This window comes from Streptomyces sp. NPDC051677 (genome assembly GCF_044453465.1).
Taxonomy (GTDB): Bacteria; Actinomycetota; Actinomycetes; order Streptomycetales; family Streptomycetaceae; genus Streptomyces.
Window position 1 is genome coordinate 78,439 of sequence record NZ_JBITCT010000007.1, and the last position, 18,430, is coordinate 96,868.

Consider the following 18,430-nt stretch of genomic DNA (forward strand, 5'->3'; position numbering starts at 1 on the left):
CGCCCGGGTCGGGCGGACACCCCGACCCATGGGTGGTTTGATATTCAACTGTGACTCGACGGATCTTCATCGACAAGCAGAGCCCCAAGGCCTACCACGCCCTGGTCCAGACGTCCGAGGCCGTGCGGGCGACCGCCGCCGACGCCGGCCTGGAGCGCACCCTCGTGGAACTGGTCAACCTGCGCGTCTCCCAGCTCAACGGCTGCGCGTTCTGCCTGGACGTGCACACCAAGGCCGCCCTGCGGGCCGGGGAGGACACCCGCCGGCTGGGCGTCCTCGCCGCCTGGCGGGACACCGACCTCTTCACTCCCCCGGAGCGCGCGGCCCTGGCGCTGGCGGAGGCGACCACCGTGCCGTCCGACGCCGCCGCACAGGAGGCCGCGTACGCCGACGCCCGGCAGGTCCTCACCGACGACCAGCTCTCGGCGGTGATCTGGGTGGCCGTCACCATCAACGCCTTCAACCGGGTGTCGATCCTCAGCAAGCACCCCGTGCACTGAGCCATGCTTCCGGGGGCGCCGGGCCGGTAAGAATCACCCGGCCGACGAGCACCGACCGCCCACCCCCGAAAGGCTCCGCCCATGCCCCGCCCCCCTCTCCCCCGACGACGCCCTCGACGAGGAGCCGGAGTCGGTCAACGCCGACGCCTGGCAGGCCTACGCCGCCCACCATCTGCGCCGCGGGACGGTCCTGGCGGAGGCGGAGCGGATCGACTGGGGGTTCCCGGACTCGGGGCCGGACGAGGCGTTCCTCGGGGAGCTGACGGGCCGGCGCGTCCTGGACCTCGGCTGCGGCACGGCCCGGCACGCCGCCCGGCTGGTGCGCGCGCACGGGGCGACAGTCGACGCAGTCGACTCCGCGCCGGGCCAGATCGAACGCGCCCGGGCCCGCTACGGCTCCCTGCCCGGGCTGCGGCTCTTCCACGCCGACGCCGTCGCACACCTGCGGGCCGCGCGGCCGTACGACGTCGTCTACTCCGTCAACGCCGTCCCGTTCATCGACCCACGACGGCTGCTCCCCGCCCTGGCGACGGCACTCGCCCCGGGCGGGACTCTGTGCTTCTCCGTGCTGCACACGAACCCCCGGGGAGACGGGCCGGCTACGGACCTGGTCTCCCGGCCGGAGACGCTGCGGTTCGCGGGCGGCGGCGAGACGACGGTCCGCATGTGGGCGCCCGCCCCCGAGGTGTGGGAGGAACTGCTCACCGAGCACGGGCTGCGCGTCGAGGACGTCGTGCCGGTGACGGCGCCCGACCCGGCCAACCGTGCGTCCTACCGCGTCTTCCGGGCCCGGCGCCCGCTGCGCGTCCTGGCCCGCCCCCGCACGAACCTCCCGCCCGTCGCGCACACGGCGCTCGGCGTCGGCGCCATCCTCCACGGTCCCCGCGGACTGCTCCTGGGCCGCCACCGCCGGGGCACCTGGGAGCTAACTGGCTGGCAGGAGGCTCGATGGGCTCCTACATCGGCCTCTCAGGATGTTGGGCCGTTCTCCTGAGTTTCAGGACTCACTGCTGTGATTCCAACGTTCGTGGCAGATCCCGGGACTCGCGTGCTCTCCCTCGTACCGCCTCCCAGCGAACCGTCGCCGCAGAGGCGGAGTTGCTGGGAGGCGAGCCGGGGCTGAGCGACGTGCTGTTGCTGCAGCGCCGGTACGCAGGCGGGGCGGCCCAGGTCACTCCCACCGAACTGAGGCGGCCCCAAGACGAAAGCGCCTGCCCTCGCTGGGGCAGTGTGCCGGCTGCCTCGGCTGGGGGCTGCGAGTCCAGTCACCGTTCTGCTCCCCCTGCCACCAGTGGCGCTCCAAACGGAACCACCCGGAGGGCGAGTGCAGGCGGTGTAAGCGGCTGTGGCGCATCAACGATGAAGGCTTCTGCCGGGCGTGTGTCGTAGCTGTCACCGAGTACGACGCGGCCTGGTACTTCGAACCCGCACAGGCCGCAGGGCAGCCGACTTGGACCCAGCTCGCGTTCTGTCTGCCCGCTTCCGTCCGTCGGCCTGCCTTGGCGCGTGGTCAGCACAGTTACGCCGCAGTAAATGCGTACGCCTCGCCGCAGCGGCCGGGACGCACGGCCCGTCGCAGGTCGGAGTGATCGCGGCAGGGCCCCCGTCGCGGTAAATCCGGCACTTTACCAATTGCTCAAACTCAGGAGCAGTCGGTGGACGTCAGCTACTTCGGTGCCCACGGGCACGTTCCGCTGCGCGTGGCCCTGCTGCTGGCCGCGGTGGCGGGCAGCGCGCGGATCATGCAGGTGCGCGCGACCGCCCGCAAGCACCGCCGGGCCCACCACAGGGCTGTGAAGGCCGAGGCCAAGGACTCGTCGAAGGCCCGACCGTAGCCCGGACTACCGGGAGCCCGCCACAGGGCGCGACTTGTAGAAGGACTCCTCCAGGTAGGCGGCCTCGTGCGGCTGGTAGGGCTCCTCCAAGTAGGCGGCCTCGTCTTCGTCGAGTTCGACGTCCACCGCGGCGACCGCGTCGGCCAGCTGGGCCGGCTGGGTGACCCCGACGATGGGCGAGGTCACCGCCGGGTTGCGCATGACCCAGGCCAGGGCGGCCTGGGCCGGGGACAGACCCCGCTCGCCCGCGATCTCGTGGACGCGCTCGGCCACTGCCTGGTCCCCGTCGCGGTAGAGGATCTTGCCGCCCTCGTCGGTCCCGGCACGCGCCGTGGCGGTGTCCCGGACCCGCGTCAGCCTGCCCCGCGCCAGCGGGCTCCACGGGATCACGCCGATGCCCTGGTCCACGCAGAGCGGGAGCATCTCCCGCTCTGCTTCTCGGTGGATGAGGTTGTAGTGGTCCTGCATCGACACGAACCGGGTCCAGCCGTTCAGGTCAGCCAGGTACAGGGCCTTGGCGAACTGCCAGGCGTACATGGAAGAGGCTCCGATGTAGCGGACCTTCCCGGACTTGACCGCGTCGTGCAGCGCCTCGAGGGTTTCCTCGATCGGGGTGTCGTAGTCCCAGCGGTGGATCTGGTACAGGTCGATGCAGTCGGTCCCCAGTCGCTTCAGGGAGGCGTCGAGCTCGGCGAAGATCGCCTTGCGGGACAGCCCGGCGCCGTTCGGGCCGGGGCGCATCCGCATCCAGACCTTGGTGGAGAGAACGACCTCCTCGCGCCGGGTGAAGTCCTTGACCGCCTGGCCGACGATCTCCTCGCTGCTTCCGGCGCTGTACCCATTGGCCGTGTCGAGGAAGTTGACGCCGCTCTCAAGGGCCTGCTTGATGATGTCCCGGCTGGCGTCCGCGCCCAGCGACCAGGGCTCGCCGCCCCGGTCCGGCTCGCCGAAGCTCATACAGCCGAGGGTGATGGCGGAGACTTCCAGTCCGGTCGTTCCGAGTTTGACGTATCGCATGCCTCCGAACCTAGGAATTGGAGTGCGCTCCAACGCAATACGTCTCGGTCCGGAATTCGGAGGCGTGGGGAATGCGCGCCGTGTCAGGTTTCGAAAGAGATTCCGTCGGTCCGGGCGGCGGTATCGCAGCGCTCGCGACGGCGCCCCTACCCGCGGCATCTCTTACTGCGGCAGTTGTGCATACGTCTCCGCGATCGAGCGTCTGCCCGAATGCTGTTCTGCTGTGCGGTCTTGAGGGGAGGGGACTGTCAGTGCCCGATGCCGACCAGGCCTGGCGCCAGCATGTTTGCCTGGGTCATGCCCCCAGATCACTCTGTCACGGGCAGGCACTCGGCGAGCAGGTCGAGGACGTCGCGCCAGGCTCGCTGTGCGTGCTGTGGGTGGTAGCCGACGCCGGGGACCGTGGGGTGGTCGACCGGTGGGTGGTGGAAGGCGTGCAGGGCGCCGCCGTAGACCGTGAGGCGCCAGTCGATGCCCGCGGCCTGCATCTCGGCGGTGAACGCGTTCCGTTGCGCGGGCGGCATGATCGGGTCTTCCGACCCGACCCCGGCCCACACCGGGCAGCGAATGCGCGCCGCCTCGCCCGGTCGGCCCGTGGTAGTTGCGTTGACTGTCCCGATCGCGCGCAGGCTGACGCCATCGCGCCCGAGTTCCAGCCCGACGGCGCCCCCCGTGCCGTAGCCGACGGCGGCTATCCGGTCGAGGTCGGTCCTCGGTTCGGCGCGCAACACGTCGAGCGCCGCATGGCCGATACCCCGCATCCGGTCGGGATCAGCGAGCAGCGGCAGGCAACGGGCCAGCATCTCCTCGGGGTCACCCAAATAGCGCCCGCCGTGAAGGTCGAAGGCCAGCGCTACGTAACCCAGCTCGGCGAGAGCATCGGCCCTGCGGCGCTCGACGTCGCTGAGCCCCATGCCTTCTGGTCCGAGCAGCACCGCGGGTCGGCGGTCGGCACCGGCCGGGAGCGCGAGGTGCCCGATCATCGTCAAACCGTCGGCCGGATACTCGACCGGACGCGTTGCAATCGTCGTCATGAGACTGGACTGTAGTGATCGTCGAGCCCGGTCCGGCCGGTGTTCTGCCGCCGGCAGAACAGCGCGGGTATCCCTCTGAAATACGGCGAGGGCTCACAAGAACCGTCACAAACCCCGTCCCCACGGCAGCGCTGGCGGAATCATCCCGTTGCCCCTTTGGGGAGTATCTCGGTCACACCCGCGTGACAGGCGGGTGTCCCTGAACTCGTCCGTGCAGAGCGCCCTGCCGTCCATCAACGCGCAGGTTCCTGCGACTGAGCGGCCAGAAATTCGCGAACCCGCCTGCTTCGCCCGGCGGCACGGTGGAACCCGGGGAGTCGCTCCGGGAAACGGTCGTGCGGGAACTGCGGGAGGAGACCGGGCTGCGGGCGGACCCGTCGGACGTGCGCCTGCTGAGCACGCTCCTCGACCAGGTCGACGGCGTCGTGCGGATGACGGTCGGCGCCGTCGTCACCGACTGGGAGGGCGAGCCGGACGACCAGCCCGGTGAGAGCGTCGGCGACTGGCGCTGGTACTCCCTGGACCACCTGCCGCCGTCCCTGTTCGTCTGCAGCGCCCTCACCGCCTGGCGCCCGGACCTCCCGATCGACCACCCCCGGCCCACTTCACCCCGTACGCCCAGGAACTGCCGGACAGGGCCTGAGGGCTGTCCCGTAGCACACGCGGCGGGGCGGTGCTGCCGAACGGGGGACGGGGACACCCGCATTCGTGCGTTTTCTCACCCGTTCCCGTGGCGTTGCGCCCACCCTCTCTGCGGGTGTTCCCGCAGGTCGTGAGAGAGTTGCGGCCCGAACTACCCAGGGGGGTCTGTGACGCAACATCAGAAACGGTCCGGGGCACGCAGAAAGTCGCTGACGCTGCTCGTCGCACTCGGCACAGTGGCCGGTGCGACCCTCGCGGGGGCGGCCTCGGCCGAGGCCGCGACCTGGACCACCGTGGCGGCGGGCGTGGCGTACCGACAGTACGACCTGCAGGCGGCCGCCGGGACGACGCATGTGCACGTGCTCAGCGTCGACCTCACCAACGCCCACGTGCGCCTCGGGCTGTTGTACCCGGGTGCGGTCGCGTCCCGCGCGGCCGTCTCCTCGCTGGCCGACAGCCAGAAGGCCGTCGCCGGCATCAACGGCGACTTCTTCAACATCTCCGAGGCGCAGCACCCGGGCGTCGCGGCGACCGGGGCGAGCGTGGGTCCGGCGGTCGTGAACGGGAGGGCGCTCAAGGGCGCGGTCCCGGACGCGCAGCGATTCGGGCCCGCCCTGCCGCCGGGCATGAACACCAGGGCCGTCGTCGGCGTCGGCACGGACGGCAAGGCCCGGATCGACAGCCTGTCCCTGAACGGGTCGTACAGCACCTCGACGCGGCGGCTGCCGCTGGGCGGCCTCAACCAGTACGCGTTGCCGGAGAACTCCGTCGGCGCGTACACCTCGGACTGGGGCAGCGTCTCGCGCAAGCGGGCCGCCTGCGGCACGGACGCCGAACGGGCCGCGGCGTGCAGCACCAGCACCTACGAGGTGGTGCTCAAGAAGGGCCGGGTCGTGTCGACGTCGACGACGCCCGGCAGCGGGACCATCGCGGCCGGCACCACGGTCCTGGTCGGGCGGGAGGCGGGCGCGCAGCGCCTGAAGAAGCTCGTCAAGGGCCAGCGGGTGGCGGTGCGGTACGGGCTGTCGTCCGCGTCGCAGTCGGCGTACGGCTTCGCCGTCGGCGGCTACCCGGTCCTCACGGGCGGGAAGTCGCTGTCCGGTCTGAACACCTCGGTCTCGGCCGTGCGGACGGCCGTCGGCATCGGCAACGGCGGGAAGCGCGTGTTCCTGTTCGCGCTGGACGGCGCCGTCGCCTACCGCAAGGGCCTGACCATCGCCGAGGTCGCCACGGCCCTGAAGAGCCTCGGTGCGACCGAGGGCTTCAGCCTGGACGGCGGCGGCTCGTCGACCCTGGTGGCCCGCCCGTCCGGGGCGACCAGGGTGACGGTCCGCAACCATCCGTCCGACGGGTACGAGCGCCCGGTGGCGAACGGCATCGGGGTCTTCACCAAGTAACCCCGGTGACCCCGGTGACCCCCGCAGGGCCTCACGGTCGAAGGCTGCCGACGATGTCGGCCGTCGCCGTGAGGCCACTGTGGATGGTGGGAGCCATGCTGGTGCCGGCCAGGAAGAACCCGAGCAACAGGCAGACCAGCGCGTGCGAGATCTTCAGTCCGCCGTTGCGCAGGAAGATCACCGCCAGGAGCAGCAGCAACAGCACCGCTGAAATCGAAATGGCCACCGTCAACCTCCTCCGCACGTCCGCTTTCACGGCGTTCGGCCGCAAGTGTGGCGTAACGGAGGGTTCGTCCGGGCGACTGCCCTGTCCGCCGAACGAGTGGTGTCGAAACCGTGGTGCTATGCCGCCCGGTGGGCGTCGAGGAAGGCCTCCAGTCCGGCCAGGTCGTCGGTGTTGAGGTAGTCGACGCCGGCGGCGAGGAGTTCCGTCCACAGCGCGTCCCGGGCGGGGCCGACGAGGTCGGGCGTGGCCCAGAACCGCACCTGCTGCCCGCGCGCGTGGGCGGCGTCGACGATCCCGCGCAGCTTCTGCCGTTCCGCCTCGGGGAAGGCGCCGACGCCGAGCCAGGTGAAGTTGAGGGTCCAGTTGTCGCTGATCAGCGAGGCGAACGACGCCTCGGACGCGCCGAGGTCGGTGAGCCGGCCGTCGTAGAAGGCCCGGCGGACGGTCTGCGCCTCCATGGGTGTACGGGCCGCGCGGTCGCCGGAGATGACGGCGGTGACCGGGCCGGAGTGGATGCGGCCGTGCGCGTACGTCGTGAAGAGGCGCCGGTAGCGCTTGAGCAGCTCGTCCAGGGCGAGGTAGGCAGCGGAGCCCTCGGTCTTGATGTCGATGAGCAGTTGCAGCGGCTGCCGGTAACCCCGGTACACCGACCCGTGGTTGGCCTTCACTCGGGCGGCGAGCGGGGCGAGGTAGAGGGACTCCAGGGTGCGGGTCGGGTCGAGTTCGTCCGCCGAGTGGGCGATGAGGAGTTCGCCGTCGACGAGGAAGATGTCGGCCTCGACGCTGCCGAAGCGGTGGTCGAGCGCGTCGAAGAGGGGGCGGGGGTGCTCGTAGTCGTTGTGGGCGTGGGCGTGCCGCAACGGCCGGGGGCGGTGCTGCTGCCCGTCGGCGAACGCGCTGCCGGCCGGCGGAGCGAGCACTGCGGCGAGGGTGGCGCCGAAGCCGGTGAGAGCTCTGCGGCGGGTGATGAGGGCCATGCTGTTCCTCCCTGTGGGGCGGGTCCGAGCCACAGGGAGTATGAGTCGGTCCGAGCGCCAAGGAACCTGTACATGCCAGGAGTTGGCCGGACCGCCGTCGCGTGTTCACTCCGTCCGCGCAGCCGCACGAAAAAGCCCGCCCCAGGTGGGGCGGGCTTCACCGAGGGACGGTGGGGGACGGTCAGGGGGCCTGCAGATCGACCATGTCGGCCAGCGCCTCGCGGTGGGCGCCGGCCGTGCCGTAGGCGATGGAGTCGGCCTTGGCCCGCTTGAGGTACAGATGGATCGGGTGCTCCCAGGTCATGCCGATCCCGGCGTGCAGTTGCAGCGCCTCCTCGGCGGCGTGCACGGCGACCCCTGCCGCGTAGGCCTGGGCGACGGCCACCGCGATGTCGACGTCCTGGCCGGTCGCGAGGGCGTCGGCCGCGCCCCGGGCGGCGGCGCGCAGATTGACGACCTCCAGCCACAGCTGGGCGAGCCGGTGCTTGAGCGCCTGGAACCCGCCGACGGGCCGGTTGAACTGCTTGCGCTCCTTCAGGTAGCGCACGGTCTCGGTCAACGTCCAGTCGGCCAGCCCGAGTTGCTCGGAGGCGAGCAGCCCGGCTCCGGCCCGCAGGGCGCGGCGCACGGCGGGTGCGGCGTCGCCGAGGCGACGGCCGGGGGCGCCGGCGAGGGTGACCGTCGCGAGGGGGCGGGTCAGGTCGAAGGCGACCTGCGGGGTGACGGTCACGGCCTGGGCGTCCACGGCGTACAGTCCGCCGTCGTCGGCCGGCACGAGCAGCACGTCGGCCGCGGCAGCGTCCGCGATGCCCGTCAACTCCCCCTGGAGAACGCCTTCTTCGACGTGCACGGCCTTGAAGGGGGCGCCCGGGGCGGTGTGCAGTGCGACCGCCAGTGCGCCGACGGCCCGCCCGGACGCCAGCCGGCCGAGCAGCTCCGCGTCCCCGACGGCCAGCAGCGCCTCCGTGGCCACCACGGCACTGGTCAGATACGGCACCGGGGCCACCGCCCGGCCCAACTCCTCCAGCACGACGGCGACTTCGCGATGCGTGGCGCCCTGGCCGCCCAGTTCCTCGGGCACCAGCAGGCCCGCGAGGCCCATGCCGTCGGCGAGCGCCTTCCAGGCCGTCAGGTCGTGCGGGGCGTCGGACTCGGTGCGGGCGATGACGCCCGGCGCGTCGCAGTGATCGGCGAGCAGGTCCCGGACGGCGGACCGCAGGGCCTCTTCCTCCTCGGAGTAGAGAAGATCCGGCTGTGCGCTCATCGGGACAGGTCCTTCCATGCGACGTCCTTGTCGGTGCGCGGCTCGGACGGCAGGCCCAGGACGCGCTCGGCGACGATGTTCAGCAGGACCTCGCTGGTCCCGCCCTCGATGCTGTTGCCCTTGGAGCGCAGGTAGCGGTACCCGGCGTCCCGGCCGGTGAAGTCCACGAGCTCCGGGCGGCGCATGGTCCAGTCGTCGTACAACAGGCCTTCCTCGCCGCGCAGTTCCACCTCCAGGCCGCTGATCTCCTGGTTGAGGCGGGCGAAGGCGAGCTTCATGCCGGCGCCCTCGGGGCCGGGCTGGCCCAGGGCGAGCTGCTGGCGCAGGCGCTCGGCGGTGAGCCGGGCGGCCTCGGCCTCCACCCACAGCTTCAGCAGCCGCTGGTGCAGATCGTGGGTGCGCAGTTCGGGCCGCTCGCGCCAGGTCCTGGAGACGGGGCCGATCATGCCGCCCTCGCGGGGCAGGCGCATGCCGCCGATGGCGACGCGTTCGTTGTTCAGTGTGGTCTGGGCGACCCGCCAGCCGTCGCCGACCTCGCCGAGCCGGCGGGAGTCGGGGATGCGGACGCCGGTGAGGAAGACCTCGTTGAACTCGGCCTCGCCGGTGATCTGGCGCAGGGGCCGGACCTCGACGCCCGGGTCGGTCATGTCGCAGAGGAAGTAGGTGATGCCCGCGTGCTTGGGCACGTCCGGGTCGGTGCGGGCGATGAGGATGGCCCAGCGGGCCAGGTGGGCACTGGACGTCCACACCTTCTGCCCGTTGACGACCCACTCGTCGCCTTCCCGTACGGCCCGGGTGCCGAGCGCGGCCAGGTCGGAGCCGGCGCCGGGCTCGCTGAAGAGCTGGCACCAGACCTCCTCGCCTGTCCACAGCGGCCGCAGAAAGCGCTGCTTCTGCTCCTCGGCGCCGTACTTCAGGATCGTCGGAGCGGCCATGCCGAGGCCGATGCCGATGCGGCGCGGGTCGTTGTCAGGGGCGCCGGCGGCCTCCAGTGCGGCGTCCACGACGACCTGGAGGGAGCGGGGCGCGCCGAGACCGCCGAGGCCCTCCGGGTAGTGGACCCAGGCGAGCCCCGCGTCGAAACGGGCCTTCAGGAAATCGAGCCGGTCCGTCGTCGAGGGCGGATGAGCGGCCAGCAACTCCGCTGTGCGGCGCTGGAGTTCGGCTGCGTCGACGGTCATGCGGTGGCTCCGTTCTTCAGCGTGGGCAGCACGGCGACCCGGCCGGTGGTGACGCCGTCGGCGACCCGCTGCACTGCGGCCGCGGCCCCGTCGAGCGGGACGCGCTCGCTGACCAGCGGCGCGATCGCGCCCCGGGCGGCCAGTTCGGTGAGCTGTTCGTGGCAGTGCTGGACCAGCTTGGGGTTCTTGGTGTTGTACAGGCCCCAGTGCAGGCCGAGGATCGAGTAGTTCTTCACCAGGGCGTGGTTCAGCGCGGGGCTCGGGATGGTCCCGCTCGCGAAGCCGACGACCACGATCCGGCCTTCGAAGGCGACGACCTTCGTGGACTGGGTGTAGGCGTCGCCGCCGACGGGGTCGTAGATCACGTCCGCGCCCCGGCCGCCGGTGGCCTCCTTCACCGCGCCGACGACGTCCTCGGCCCGCCGGTCGATCACCACGTCGCAGCCCAGCTCCCGGGCCACGGCCGCCTTGTCGGCCCCGCCCACCACGCCGATGACCCGCGCGCCCGCCGCCTTCGCGAGCTGTACGGCCGCGCTGCCCACCCCTCCTGAGGCGGCGTGGACGAGCACGGTCTCGCCCGCCTCCAGGCGTGCCCTGCGGTGCAGGCCGAACCAGCCCGTCTGGTAGCCGATGTGCAGCGCGGCGGCCTCGGCGTCGTCCAGCGACTCGGGCGCGGGAAGCAGGGCGGTCGCGTCGGCGACGGCGTACTCGGCGAAACCGCCGTACGGCAGGGCCGGGTTGGCGATCACGCGGCGGCCGTCCTCGGTCTCGCCGCAGAACTCCACGCCCGGGGTGAACGGCAGCGGGGGCCGCACCTGGTAGTGGCCCCGGACCATCAGCGCGTCGGGGAAGTTGATGTTCGCCGCACGCACCCTGAGCAGGACCTGGCCCTCGCCGGGCGTGGGCCGCTCCACCTCGGTCAGCCGCATCACCTCGCTCGGCTCGCCGTTCTCGTGCACCTGCCATGCCTGCATGCGGAGCCTCCACGGGACTGCGTCGTCCGACCGGCGTGTTCCGCCGGGGTCGATCGCATACTAAGCGGTCGCTTGCTGAGAGGGAACAGTCGCCGGCGGAAGAGTCGCCTCCGTCACCCCTGCCGGGGCCTGGCTCGCACATGCATCCGCTCGCCCTGCGGCCCGAACAGGCTCAGGAACTCGGCCGGCCCCTCCCCCGTCGATCCGAACCAGTGCGGCACGCGCGTGTCGAACTCGGCGGCCTCTCCCGCCGTCATCACCACGTCGTGCTCGCCGAGCACCACCCGCAGCCGCCCGGACATCACATACAGCCATTCGTAGCCCTCGTGGGTGCGCAGCTCCGGCTCCTCCTCGCGCTGGGGCACCAGCACCTTGAAGGCCTGCAGCCCGCCGGGCTGCCGGGACAGCGGCCAGAAGGTGCGCCCGTGCCGTACGAGCGGCTTGGCGCGCACCCGGGGGTCGCCCACCGGCGGCGCGCCGACCAGCTCGTCCAACGGCACCTGGTGGGCCTGGGCGATCGGCAGCAGCAGTTCCAGGCTGGGTTTGCGCAGCCCCGACTCCAGCCGCGAGAGGGTGCTGACGGAGATCCCGGTCGACTCGGACAGGGCCGCCAGCGTCACCTCCCGCTCCTTCCGGATCCGTCTGAGCCTCGGCCCGACCTCCGCGAGAACGTCATCGGCAGTCATGCCTCCATATTGCGGAACCGGCAAAGAGGTTTGTCAATACCGCAGCTGCCCGGCCACCGTGGCGGCGGAGGTGGTCACCATGACCGAGAAGTGCGAAGTGACCGAGAAGTACGAAGTGATCGTCGTCGGCGGCGGCGCGGCCGGCCTGTCCGCCGCGCTCGTCCTGGGCCGGGCCCGGCGGCGGACGCTGGTCGTCGACGCGGGCGAGCCGCGCAACGCGCCCGCCGCGCACATGCAGGGCTATCTGTCGCGGGACGGGATGTCGCCCGCCGAGTTCCTCGCCGCCGGCCGCGCGGAGATCGCGCGGTACGGCGTGGAGCTGGTCCAGGACCGGGCGGTGGACGTCGTCAGGGGCGCGGACTTCGCCGTCCGGCTGGCGGGAGGCCGGACCGTGCACGCCCGGCAGCTCGTCGTCGCGACCGGACTGAAGGACGAGCTGCCCCCGGTCGCGGGCCTCGCCGAGCGCTTCGGCCGGGACGTGATCCACTGCCCGTACTGCCACGGCTGGGAGGTCCGCGACCGGGCCTTCGGCGTGCTCGCCACGACCCCGCTGGGCGTCCACCAGGCGCTGATGGTGACCCAGTGGTCGAAGGACGTGACCCTCTTCCTGCACACGGTCGCCGAGGAGGAGCTGACCGAGGAGGACCTGCGCAGGCTGGCCGCGGCCGGCGTGCACGTCGTCCCCGGCGAGGTGGCCGGCCTGGTCGTCGAGGACGACCGGCTCACCGGGGTCCGGCTCGCGGACAGCCGGGTTCACGAGCGGGAGGTGCTGTTCGTCGCGCCCCGGGCGGTCCCGCAGACGGACCTGCTGACCCGGCTGGGCGCCGAGACCGCCGAGACCCCGTTCGGCACGTACCCCGTGGTCGACGGACGGGGCCTGACGAGCGTGCCCGGACTGTGGGCGGCGGGCAACGCGTCGGGCTTCGCCGAGCAGGTCGTGAACGCGGCGAGCCGCGGCTACCGGGCCGGAGCCGCGATCAACGGGGAGCTGCTGATGGCCGACCTGGACGCAGCGCCCTAAGGGCGCGAGGACGGTGCGACCGGCCACGACGCGCCCGCGGACGAAAATCGACTCGTTCCTCGGCGGGTAAAACAGCGGAGCGCGCCGCACCATGGCTGCATGCTGCTGACCCGGCTCGCCGACGTGTCCCGGGAGGTCGCGGCCACCTCGGCGCGCTCCCGCAAGATCGCCCTGCTCGCCGAGCTCTTCCGGGACGCGGACGCGGAGGACGTGCCGATCGTCATCCCCTACCTGGCCGGACGGCTCCCCCAGGGCCGCCTGGGCGTCGGCTGGAAGGTGCTGAGCCGCCCGGTCGCCCCGGCCGCGGCGCCGACCCTGACCGTGCGCGAGGCAGACGCCCTCCTGACCGAGCTCGGCACGGTCTCGGGCGCCGGTTCGCAGGCCGAACGGGCGCGGCTGGTCGGCACGTTGATGGGCGCGGCCACCGCGGACGAACAGCGCTTCCTGCTGGGCCTCATCACCGGCGAGGTCCGGCAGGGCGCGCTGGACGCCGTGGCCGTGGAGGGTCTGGCGCAGGCGACCGGCGCGCCGCCGGCGGACGTACGGCGGGCGGTGATGCTGGCGGGCTCCCTGCAGACGGTGGCGCGGGCGCTGCTCGCGGACGGGCCGCCGGCCCTGGAGACGTTCCGGCTCACCGTGGGCCGCCCGGTCCTGCCGATGCTCGCGCACACCGCGTCCTCCGTGACCGAGGCGGTCGGAAAGCTCGGCGTCTGCGCGGTGGAGGAGAAGCTGGACGGCATCCGCGTCCAGGTGCACCGCGACGGCGACGACATCCGCCTCTACACCCGCACCCTGGACGACATCACCGACCGCCTGCCCGAAGTGACGGCTGCGGCACGGGAGTTGGCGGGGTCGCGCTTCATTCTGGACGGCGAGGTCATCGCGCTCGACGACACGGGACGCCCCCGCTCCTTCCAGGAGACGGCCGGCCGCGTCGGCTCCCGCGTGGACGTCGCGACGGCCGCCGAGGCCGTCCCCGTCTCCCCGGTCTTCTTCGACGCGCTGTCCGTGGACGGCCGGGACCTGCTCGACCTGCCGTTCGCCGAACGGCACGCGGAACTGGCCCGGCTGGCGCCCGAGCCGATGCGGGTGCGCCGGAGGATCGTCTCCGGCCCCGAGGACGCCGAGGCGGCGGAGGAGTTCGCCCGGGAGACGCTGCTGCGCGGCCACGAAGGAGTCGTGGTCAAGGCCCTCGACGCCCCCTACAGCGCGGGCCGGCGCGGTGCGTCCTGGCTGAAGGTGAAGCCCGTGCACACGCTCGACCTGGTGGTGCTGGCCGCCGAGTGGGGTCACGGGCGGCGCACCGGGAAGCTCTCCAACCTGCACCTGGGCGCCCGCACCGCCGACGGCGGCTTCGCCATGCTCGGCAAGACGTTCAAGGGCATGACCGACGCGATGCTCACCTGGCAGACCGAGCGCCTGAAGGACCTGGCCGTCGAGGACGACGGTCGGGTGGTGACCGTACGCCCCGGACTCGTCGTCGAGATCGCCTACGACGGTCTGCAGCGCTCCACCCGCTACCCGGCCGGCGTCACCCTCCGCTTCGCCCGCGTGGTCCGCTACCGCGAGGACAAGCACCCGGCGGAGGCGGACACGGTGCAGACCCTGCTCGCCGCCCATCCGGAGGTGCGCCCGTGACACCCGCGACGCCCGCCGCGCCGAGGCGCAGCGCGGGCCTGCTGCTGTTCCGCCGCACGGACGACGGCCCTCAGGTGCTGCTCGGCCATATGGGCGGCCCGTACTTCGCGAAGAAGGACGCCGGGGCGTGGACGGTCCCGAAGGGCGAGTACGAGCCTGACGAACCGGCCTGGGAGGCGGCCCGCCGCGAGTTCCGGGAGGAGCTCGGCCTGCCCCCGCCCGACGGCGAGGCGATCCCGCTCGGCGAGGTCCGCCAGAAGAACGGCAAGATCGTCACGGCGTGGGCCGTCGAGGCCGACCTCGACCCGGCGACGATCGCTCCCGGCACGTTCACCCTGGAGTGGCCGCCGAGATCCGGACGCCTCCAGGAGTTCCCGGAACTGGACCGGGTCGCCTGGTTCGGTCTCGCCCGGGCCCGCGAGGTGATCGTCACCGCGCAGTCCGCGTTTCTCGACCGCCTGACGGAGCACTCGCCCTGAGCGGATGCGCACGCGTTGCGGCCTCGGGCCCGGCGCGGGAAGGTCGAGACACAGGCAGCTCTTCAGGAGGTCGGTCATGCCCATCGCGACGGTGAACCCGGCGAACGGCGAGACGCTTCGCACGTACGAGGCCATGGGCGAGGAGGAACTGGAGCGCCGGCTCCAGCTCGCGGAGGCCACGTTCCGTACGTATCGGGCGACGCGCTTCGTCGACCGGGCGCGCCTGATGATCCAGGCCGCGAACCTCCTGGACGAGGACCAGCAGGACATCGCCCGGACCATGACCACGGAGATGGGCAAGCCGGTGAAGCAGGCCCGCGCGGAGGCCGCGAAGTGCGCCAAGGCGATGCGCTGGTACGCCGAGCACGCGGAGGAACTGCTCGCCGACGAGGAGCCGGCCGCCGCCGACGTGAAGGACTCCGGCGCCTCGCGCGCCCTGGTCCGCTACCGGCCGCTGGGGCCGGTGCTCGCGGTGATGCCGTGGAACTTCCCGCTGTGGCAGGTGGTCCGGTTCGCCGCGCCGGCGCTGATGGCGGGCAACGTGGGGCTGCTCAAGCACGCCTCGAACGTCCCGCAGACCGCCCTGTACCTGGAGGACCTGTTCCACCGGGCCGGCTTCACCGAGGGCTGCTTCCAGACGCTGCTGATCGGGTCGGGGGCGGTGGACGACCTGCTGCGCGACGAGCGCGTCAAGGCGGCGACGCTGACCGGCAGCGAGCCGGCCGGCCGGGCGGTCGCCTCCACCGCCGGCGAGATGGTCAAGAAGACGGTGCTGGAACTGGGCGGCAGCGACCCGTACGTCGTCATGCCGTCGGCGGACGTCGACCGGGCCGCGCAGGTGGCGGTGACCGCGCGCGTGCAGAACAACGGGCAGTCCTGCATCGCGGCCAAACGGTTCATCGTTCACACGGACGTGTACGACGCGTTCGCCGAACGGTTCGTGGCGGGCATGGCGGCGCTGAAGGTCGGCGACCCGCTGGAGGAGGAGACGGACGTCGGGCCGCTGGCGAGCGAACAGGGGCGGTCGGACCTGGAAGAGCTGGTGGACGACGCCCGGCGCAGTGGGGCGGCGGTGCTGTGCGGCGGCCATCGGCTCCGCCGGCCCGAGCTGCCCGGCTGGTACTACCCGCCGACCGTCCTCGCCGGCATCACGCGCGAGATGCGGATCCACCGGGAGGAGGCCTTCGGGCCCGTGGCCACGCTGTATCGGGCGGCCGATCTCGATGAGGCCGTGCTCATCGCCAACGACTCGCCGTTCGGTCTGAGTTCCAACGTCTGGACCCGGGACGAGGCCGAGGTCGACCGTTTCGTACGGGATCTGGAGGCCGGCGGGGTGTACGTCAACGGGATGACGGCGTCCCATCCGGGGTTCCCGTTCGGCGGGGTGAAGCGGTCCGGATACGGCCGTGAGCTGTCCGGGCACGGAATCCGGGAGTTCTGCAACATCACCACGGTTTGGCACGGTGCGTGAGCGCTGCGCGGCTACGATCCCGGATGTGAACCGCGAAGTGACTCTGCCTCTGATCGTCGATGACCGCGGGACCTTGCAGGTGGCTGCGGCCGACGTGAGCAAGCTGCTCCGCACGTTGGGTGGACGGTGGCTGCATCTCGTCGAGGCTGGGGTCGACGGGCTTGACGAGGACACCGTTGCCGCTTTGACCATTGAGCTCGCGAAGCTTGCCGATCGCATCGATGTGGCGTGTATCGCGCACAGCAGCGGGGGTGCGCCGTAGCGCCTTGTGACCGGTCGCGCAGTTCCCCCCGCCCCTGACCGGGAAACGTCCCCCAGATGGAGTAGTACCGCGCGAAGTCTTCGCCCTAACGGGTGATCGTGGGTGTGCACGCATCCCTGTGGTGAACCACCTTTTGGAGGGACGGTTCATGGCGACTTTGTGCAGGCCCTCGGTAGCGGTTCCGGAGCATGTGATCACGATGGAGGAGACGCTCGAACTGGCGCGCTCCCGCCATGCGGACCACGCCCAGCTGCCCCTGGCTCTCCGGTTGATCGAGAACACCGGCGTCCGGACGCGACACCTCGTGCAGCCCATCGAGGAAACCCTGAAACATCCGGGCTTCGAGGAACGCAACAGGGTCTACGTGGCCGAGTCGAAGGCCCGTGTCCCGGCAGTCGTGCAGCGGGCGCTGGACGAGGCGGAGCTGCTCACCAGCGACATCGACGTCATCATCTACGTGTCGTGCACGGGCTTCATGATGCCCTCGCTGACGGCCTGGATGATCAACGAGATGGACTTCGACAGCACCACCCGGCAACTGCCGATCGCCCAGCTGGGCTGCGCGGCCGGCGGCGCCGCGATCAATCGGGCGCACGACTTCTGCACGGCCTACCCCGAGGCCAACGCGCTCATCGTGGCCTGCGAGTTCTGCTCGCTGTGCTACCAGCCCACCGACCTCGGCGTCGGATCCCTGCTCTGCAACGGCCTGTTCGGCGACGGCATCGCGGCCGCCGTGGTGCGCGGCCGGGGCGGCGAGGGCATCCGGCTGGAGCGCAACGGCTCGTACGTGATCCCCAAGACCGAAGAGTGGATCATGTACGACGTCCGGGCGACGGGCTTCCACTTCCTGCTGGACAAGCGGGTGCCGGCCACGATGGAGCCGCTCGCGCCGGCCCTGCAGGACCTCGCGGGTCGGCATGGCTGGGACGCGGCCGACCTGGACTTCTACATAGTCCACGCGGGCGGCCCCCGCATCCTCGACGACCTCAGCGTGTTCCTGCAGGTCGACCCGCACGCCTTCCGGTTCAGCCGGGCCACGCTCACCGAGTACGGCAACATCGCCAGCGCCGTCGTCCTGGACGCGCTGCGCCGGCTGTTCGACGACGGTGGCGCCGCCGACCGGGCGCGCGGGCTGCTCGCCGGGTTCGGGCCCGGCATCACCGCCGAGATGACACTGGGGCGCTGGCAGCGCGCGGACGACGGGAGGGCGTGAGCACGCATGATCGAAGAGACGACGATCACCGAGACCCTGCCCCGGAAGGGCGCGTCGATCCGCGGCCCCGAAGCCCTCCCGGTCCCATGGTGAGCGACGGGCTGCTGGTGCCGCCGGGCCACGGCAGGGTCGTCCAGACCCCGGCCCAGCGGGTGACGTTCAAGGTCACCGGCACGCACTCGAGCGTGGCCTCCACCTTCGAGGTGGAGGTCCCGCCGGGCTTCGACGTGGGCGCCCATGTGCACACCCGCAGCGAGGAGTTGTTCTACGTCCTCGAAGGCGAGCTGGACGTCCTCGCCTTCGAGCCCCGGGTGCGTACGGCCGACAACTGGCAGCGCTGGCAGTCGAGTTCGGGCGCGAGGGTGGTCCGGGCCACCCCGGGCACGGTCATCGTCGTGCCCCCGGGCTGCCCCCACGCCTTCGCCAACCCGACGGACGCCACGGCCCGCGTGTTCTTCCAGGCGTCCCCGCCGCCCGACCACGAGCGCTACTTCGAGGAGTTGCTCGAGATCCTTGCCCCCGGGGGCCCGCCGGACCACGAGGCGATCGAGAGCCTGCGGAAGCGCTACGACATCGAACAGCTCACACCGTTGAAGCACCGGTGAGGGACACG

General features: G+C 71.8%; 18 protein-coding genes and 2 pseudogenes. 12 read left to right on the plus strand and 8 right to left on the minus strand.

Translation table 11 applies throughout. From position 1 onward, the window contains the following. Window positions 1-50: 50 nt before the first annotated feature. The 3 genes from ACIBAF_RS10235 (at window position 51) to ACIBAF_RS10245 (ending at window position 2,335) form a co-directional block, all read left to right on the plus strand. Window positions 51-500: a carboxymuconolactone decarboxylase family protein gene (locus tag ACIBAF_RS10235; protein ID WP_399462724.1), complete on the plus strand. Its 450-nt coding sequence runs from the start codon at window positions 51-53 to the stop codon at window positions 498-500. Between the two features lie 259 nt (window positions 501-759). Then, a complete protein-coding gene (locus ACIBAF_RS10240; RefSeq protein ID WP_399462919.1) occupies window positions 760-1,494 on the plus strand; it encodes a class I SAM-dependent methyltransferase in 735 nt (244 codons plus the stop codon). A gap of 661 nt (window positions 1,495-2,155) precedes the next feature. Next, the gene (locus tag ACIBAF_RS10245; protein ID WP_399462725.1) at window positions 2,156-2,335 is read left to right on the plus strand and encodes a hypothetical protein; all 180 of its coding nucleotides are present in this window, start codon (window positions 2,156-2,158) and stop codon (window positions 2,333-2,335) included. A gap of 6 nt (window positions 2,336-2,341) precedes the next feature. Here ACIBAF_RS10245 and ACIBAF_RS10250 read toward each other — a convergent pair whose 3' ends face one another. Together ACIBAF_RS10250 and ACIBAF_RS10255 are read right to left on the minus strand one after the other, a co-directional pair. Continuing rightward, on the minus strand, window positions 2,342-3,352 hold the full coding sequence (locus ACIBAF_RS10250) for an aldo/keto reductase (RefSeq protein ID WP_399462726.1): 1,011 nt from the start codon (window positions 3,350-3,352) through the stop codon (window positions 2,342-2,344). A 311-nt stretch (window positions 3,353-3,663) separates the two neighbouring features. Continuing rightward, a pseudogene (locus ACIBAF_RS10255) lies at window positions 3,664-4,386 on the minus strand (dienelactone hydrolase family protein); the annotation flags it as partial. A gap of 290 nt (window positions 4,387-4,676) precedes the next feature. Between ACIBAF_RS10255 and ACIBAF_RS10260 the strand changes: the two are divergent. Beyond that, window positions 4,677-5,029, plus strand: a pseudogene (locus tag ACIBAF_RS10260) (NUDIX domain-containing protein); the annotation flags it as partial. A gap of 166 nt (window positions 5,030-5,195) precedes the next feature. Then, on the plus strand, window positions 5,196-6,425 hold the full coding sequence (locus ACIBAF_RS10265; RefSeq protein ID WP_399462727.1) for a phosphodiester glycosidase family protein: 1,230 nt from the start codon (window positions 5,196-5,198) through the stop codon (window positions 6,423-6,425). 31 nt (window positions 6,426-6,456) lie between these two features. On the opposite strand, the gene ACIBAF_RS10270 is transcribed toward ACIBAF_RS10265, so the two are convergent. The 6 genes from ACIBAF_RS10270 to ACIBAF_RS10295 all read right to left on the minus strand — a co-directional run bounded on the left by ACIBAF_RS10270 (window position 6,457) and on the right by ACIBAF_RS10295 (window position 11,733). Next, window positions 6,457-6,651, minus strand: a complete 195-nt coding sequence (locus ACIBAF_RS10270) for a hypothetical protein (protein WP_399462728.1) — start codon at window positions 6,649-6,651, stop codon at window positions 6,457-6,459. Between the two features lie 116 nt (window positions 6,652-6,767). Beyond that, window positions 6,768-7,628 carry a phosphatidylinositol-specific phospholipase C/glycerophosphodiester phosphodiesterase family protein gene (locus ACIBAF_RS10275; protein ID WP_399462729.1) on the minus strand — a complete coding sequence of 287 codons (861 nt, stop codon included), beginning with the start codon at window positions 7,626-7,628 and terminating at the stop codon, window positions 6,768-6,770. Window positions 7,629-7,809: 181 nt separating this feature from the next. Beyond that, a complete protein-coding gene (locus tag ACIBAF_RS10280) occupies window positions 7,810-8,892 on the minus strand; it encodes an acyl-CoA dehydrogenase family protein (RefSeq protein ID WP_399462731.1) in 1,083 nt (360 codons plus the stop codon). Then, window positions 8,889-10,073 carry an acyl-CoA dehydrogenase family protein gene (locus tag ACIBAF_RS10285; protein WP_399462732.1) on the minus strand — a complete coding sequence of 395 codons (1,185 nt, stop codon included), beginning with the start codon at window positions 10,071-10,073 and terminating at the stop codon, window positions 8,889-8,891. Before ACIBAF_RS10285 ends, ACIBAF_RS10280 begins: the two co-directional genes overlap by 4 nt. Next, a complete protein-coding gene (locus tag ACIBAF_RS10290) occupies window positions 10,070-11,047 on the minus strand; it encodes an NADPH:quinone oxidoreductase family protein (RefSeq protein WP_399462733.1) in 978 nt (325 codons plus the stop codon). Before ACIBAF_RS10290 ends, ACIBAF_RS10285 begins: the two co-directional genes overlap by 4 nt. Before the next feature lie 113 nt (window positions 11,048-11,160). Continuing rightward, the gene (locus tag ACIBAF_RS10295; protein WP_399462735.1) at window positions 11,161-11,733 is read right to left on the minus strand and encodes a helix-turn-helix domain-containing protein; all 573 of its coding nucleotides are present in this window, start codon (window positions 11,731-11,733) and stop codon (window positions 11,161-11,163) included. A gap of 79 nt (window positions 11,734-11,812) precedes the next feature. Between ACIBAF_RS10295 and ACIBAF_RS10300 the strand changes: the two genes are divergently transcribed. The 7 genes from ACIBAF_RS10300 (at window position 11,813) to ACIBAF_RS10330 (ending at window position 18,422) form a co-directional block, all read left to right on the plus strand. Then, complete coding sequence (locus tag ACIBAF_RS10300) at window positions 11,813-12,754, plus strand: NAD(P)/FAD-dependent oxidoreductase (RefSeq protein WP_399462736.1); 942 nt, start codon at window positions 11,813-11,815, stop codon at window positions 12,752-12,754. Between the two features lie 99 nt (window positions 12,755-12,853). Beyond that, window positions 12,854-14,392, plus strand: coding sequence for an ATP-dependent DNA ligase (locus tag ACIBAF_RS10305; protein WP_399462737.1), 1,539 nt, complete (start codon window positions 12,854-12,856; stop codon window positions 14,390-14,392). Then, on the plus strand, window positions 14,389-14,871 hold the full coding sequence (locus ACIBAF_RS10310) for an NUDIX domain-containing protein (protein WP_399462738.1): 483 nt from the start codon (window positions 14,389-14,391) through the stop codon (window positions 14,869-14,871). The genes ACIBAF_RS10305 and ACIBAF_RS10310 overlap by 4 nt, the downstream gene beginning before the upstream one ends. A 76-nt stretch (window positions 14,872-14,947) precedes the next feature. After that, window positions 14,948-16,342: an NADP-dependent succinic semialdehyde dehydrogenase gene (locus ACIBAF_RS10315; protein ID WP_399462739.1), complete on the plus strand. Its 1,395-nt coding sequence runs from the start codon at window positions 14,948-14,950 to the stop codon at window positions 16,340-16,342. Window positions 16,343-16,367: 25 nt separating this feature from the next. Continuing rightward, window positions 16,368-16,604, plus strand: coding sequence for a DUF6213 family protein (locus ACIBAF_RS10320; RefSeq protein WP_399462740.1), 237 nt, complete (start codon window positions 16,368-16,370; stop codon window positions 16,602-16,604). A 148-nt stretch (window positions 16,605-16,752) separates the two neighbouring features. Further along, a complete protein-coding gene (locus tag ACIBAF_RS10325) occupies window positions 16,753-17,817 on the plus strand; it encodes a type III polyketide synthase (RefSeq protein ID WP_399462741.1) in 1,065 nt (354 codons plus the stop codon). A gap of 86 nt (window positions 17,818-17,903) precedes the next feature. After that, window positions 17,904-18,422, plus strand: coding sequence for a cupin domain-containing protein (locus ACIBAF_RS10330; protein ID WP_399462742.1), 519 nt, complete (start codon window positions 17,904-17,906; stop codon window positions 18,420-18,422). Window positions 18,423-18,430: the final 8 nt, after the last annotated feature.

What these genes read in the sequence shown, in the direction of transcription:
- ACIBAF_RS10300 (WP_399462736.1), top strand. Translation starts at nt 11,813, where the DNA reads ATGACCGAGAAGTGCGAAGTGACCGAGAAGTACGAAGTGATCGTCGTC.
- ACIBAF_RS10250 (WP_399462726.1), bottom strand. Translation starts at nt 3,352, where the DNA reads ATGCGATACGTCAAACTCGGAACGACCGGACTGGAAGTCTCCGCCATC.
- ACIBAF_RS10325 (WP_399462741.1), top strand. Translation starts at nt 16,753, where the DNA reads ATGGCGACTTTGTGCAGGCCCTCGGTAGCGGTTCCGGAGCATGTGATC.
- ACIBAF_RS10285 (WP_399462732.1), bottom strand. Translation starts at nt 10,073, where the DNA reads ATGACCGTCGACGCAGCCGAACTCCAGCGCCGCACAGCGGAGTTGCTG.
- ACIBAF_RS10290 (WP_399462733.1), bottom strand. Translation starts at nt 11,047, where the DNA reads ATGCAGGCATGGCAGGTGCACGAGAACGGCGAGCCGAGCGAGGTGATG.
- ACIBAF_RS10295 (WP_399462735.1), bottom strand. Translation starts at nt 11,733, where the DNA reads ATGACTGCCGATGACGTTCTCGCGGAGGTCGGGCCGAGGCTCAGACGG.
- ACIBAF_RS10315 (WP_399462739.1), top strand. Translation starts at nt 14,948, where the DNA reads ATGCCCATCGCGACGGTGAACCCGGCGAACGGCGAGACGCTTCGCACG.
- ACIBAF_RS10305 (WP_399462737.1), top strand. Translation starts at nt 12,854, where the DNA reads ATGCTGCTGACCCGGCTCGCCGACGTGTCCCGGGAGGTCGCGGCCACC.
- ACIBAF_RS10280 (WP_399462731.1), bottom strand. Translation starts at nt 8,892, where the DNA reads ATGAGCGCACAGCCGGATCTTCTCTACTCCGAGGAGGAAGAGGCCCTG.
- ACIBAF_RS10330 (WP_399462742.1), top strand. Translation starts at nt 17,904, where the DNA reads ATGGTGAGCGACGGGCTGCTGGTGCCGCCGGGCCACGGCAGGGTCGTC.
- ACIBAF_RS10275 (WP_399462729.1), bottom strand. Translation starts at nt 7,628, where the DNA reads ATGGCCCTCATCACCCGCCGCAGAGCTCTCACCGGCTTCGGCGCCACC.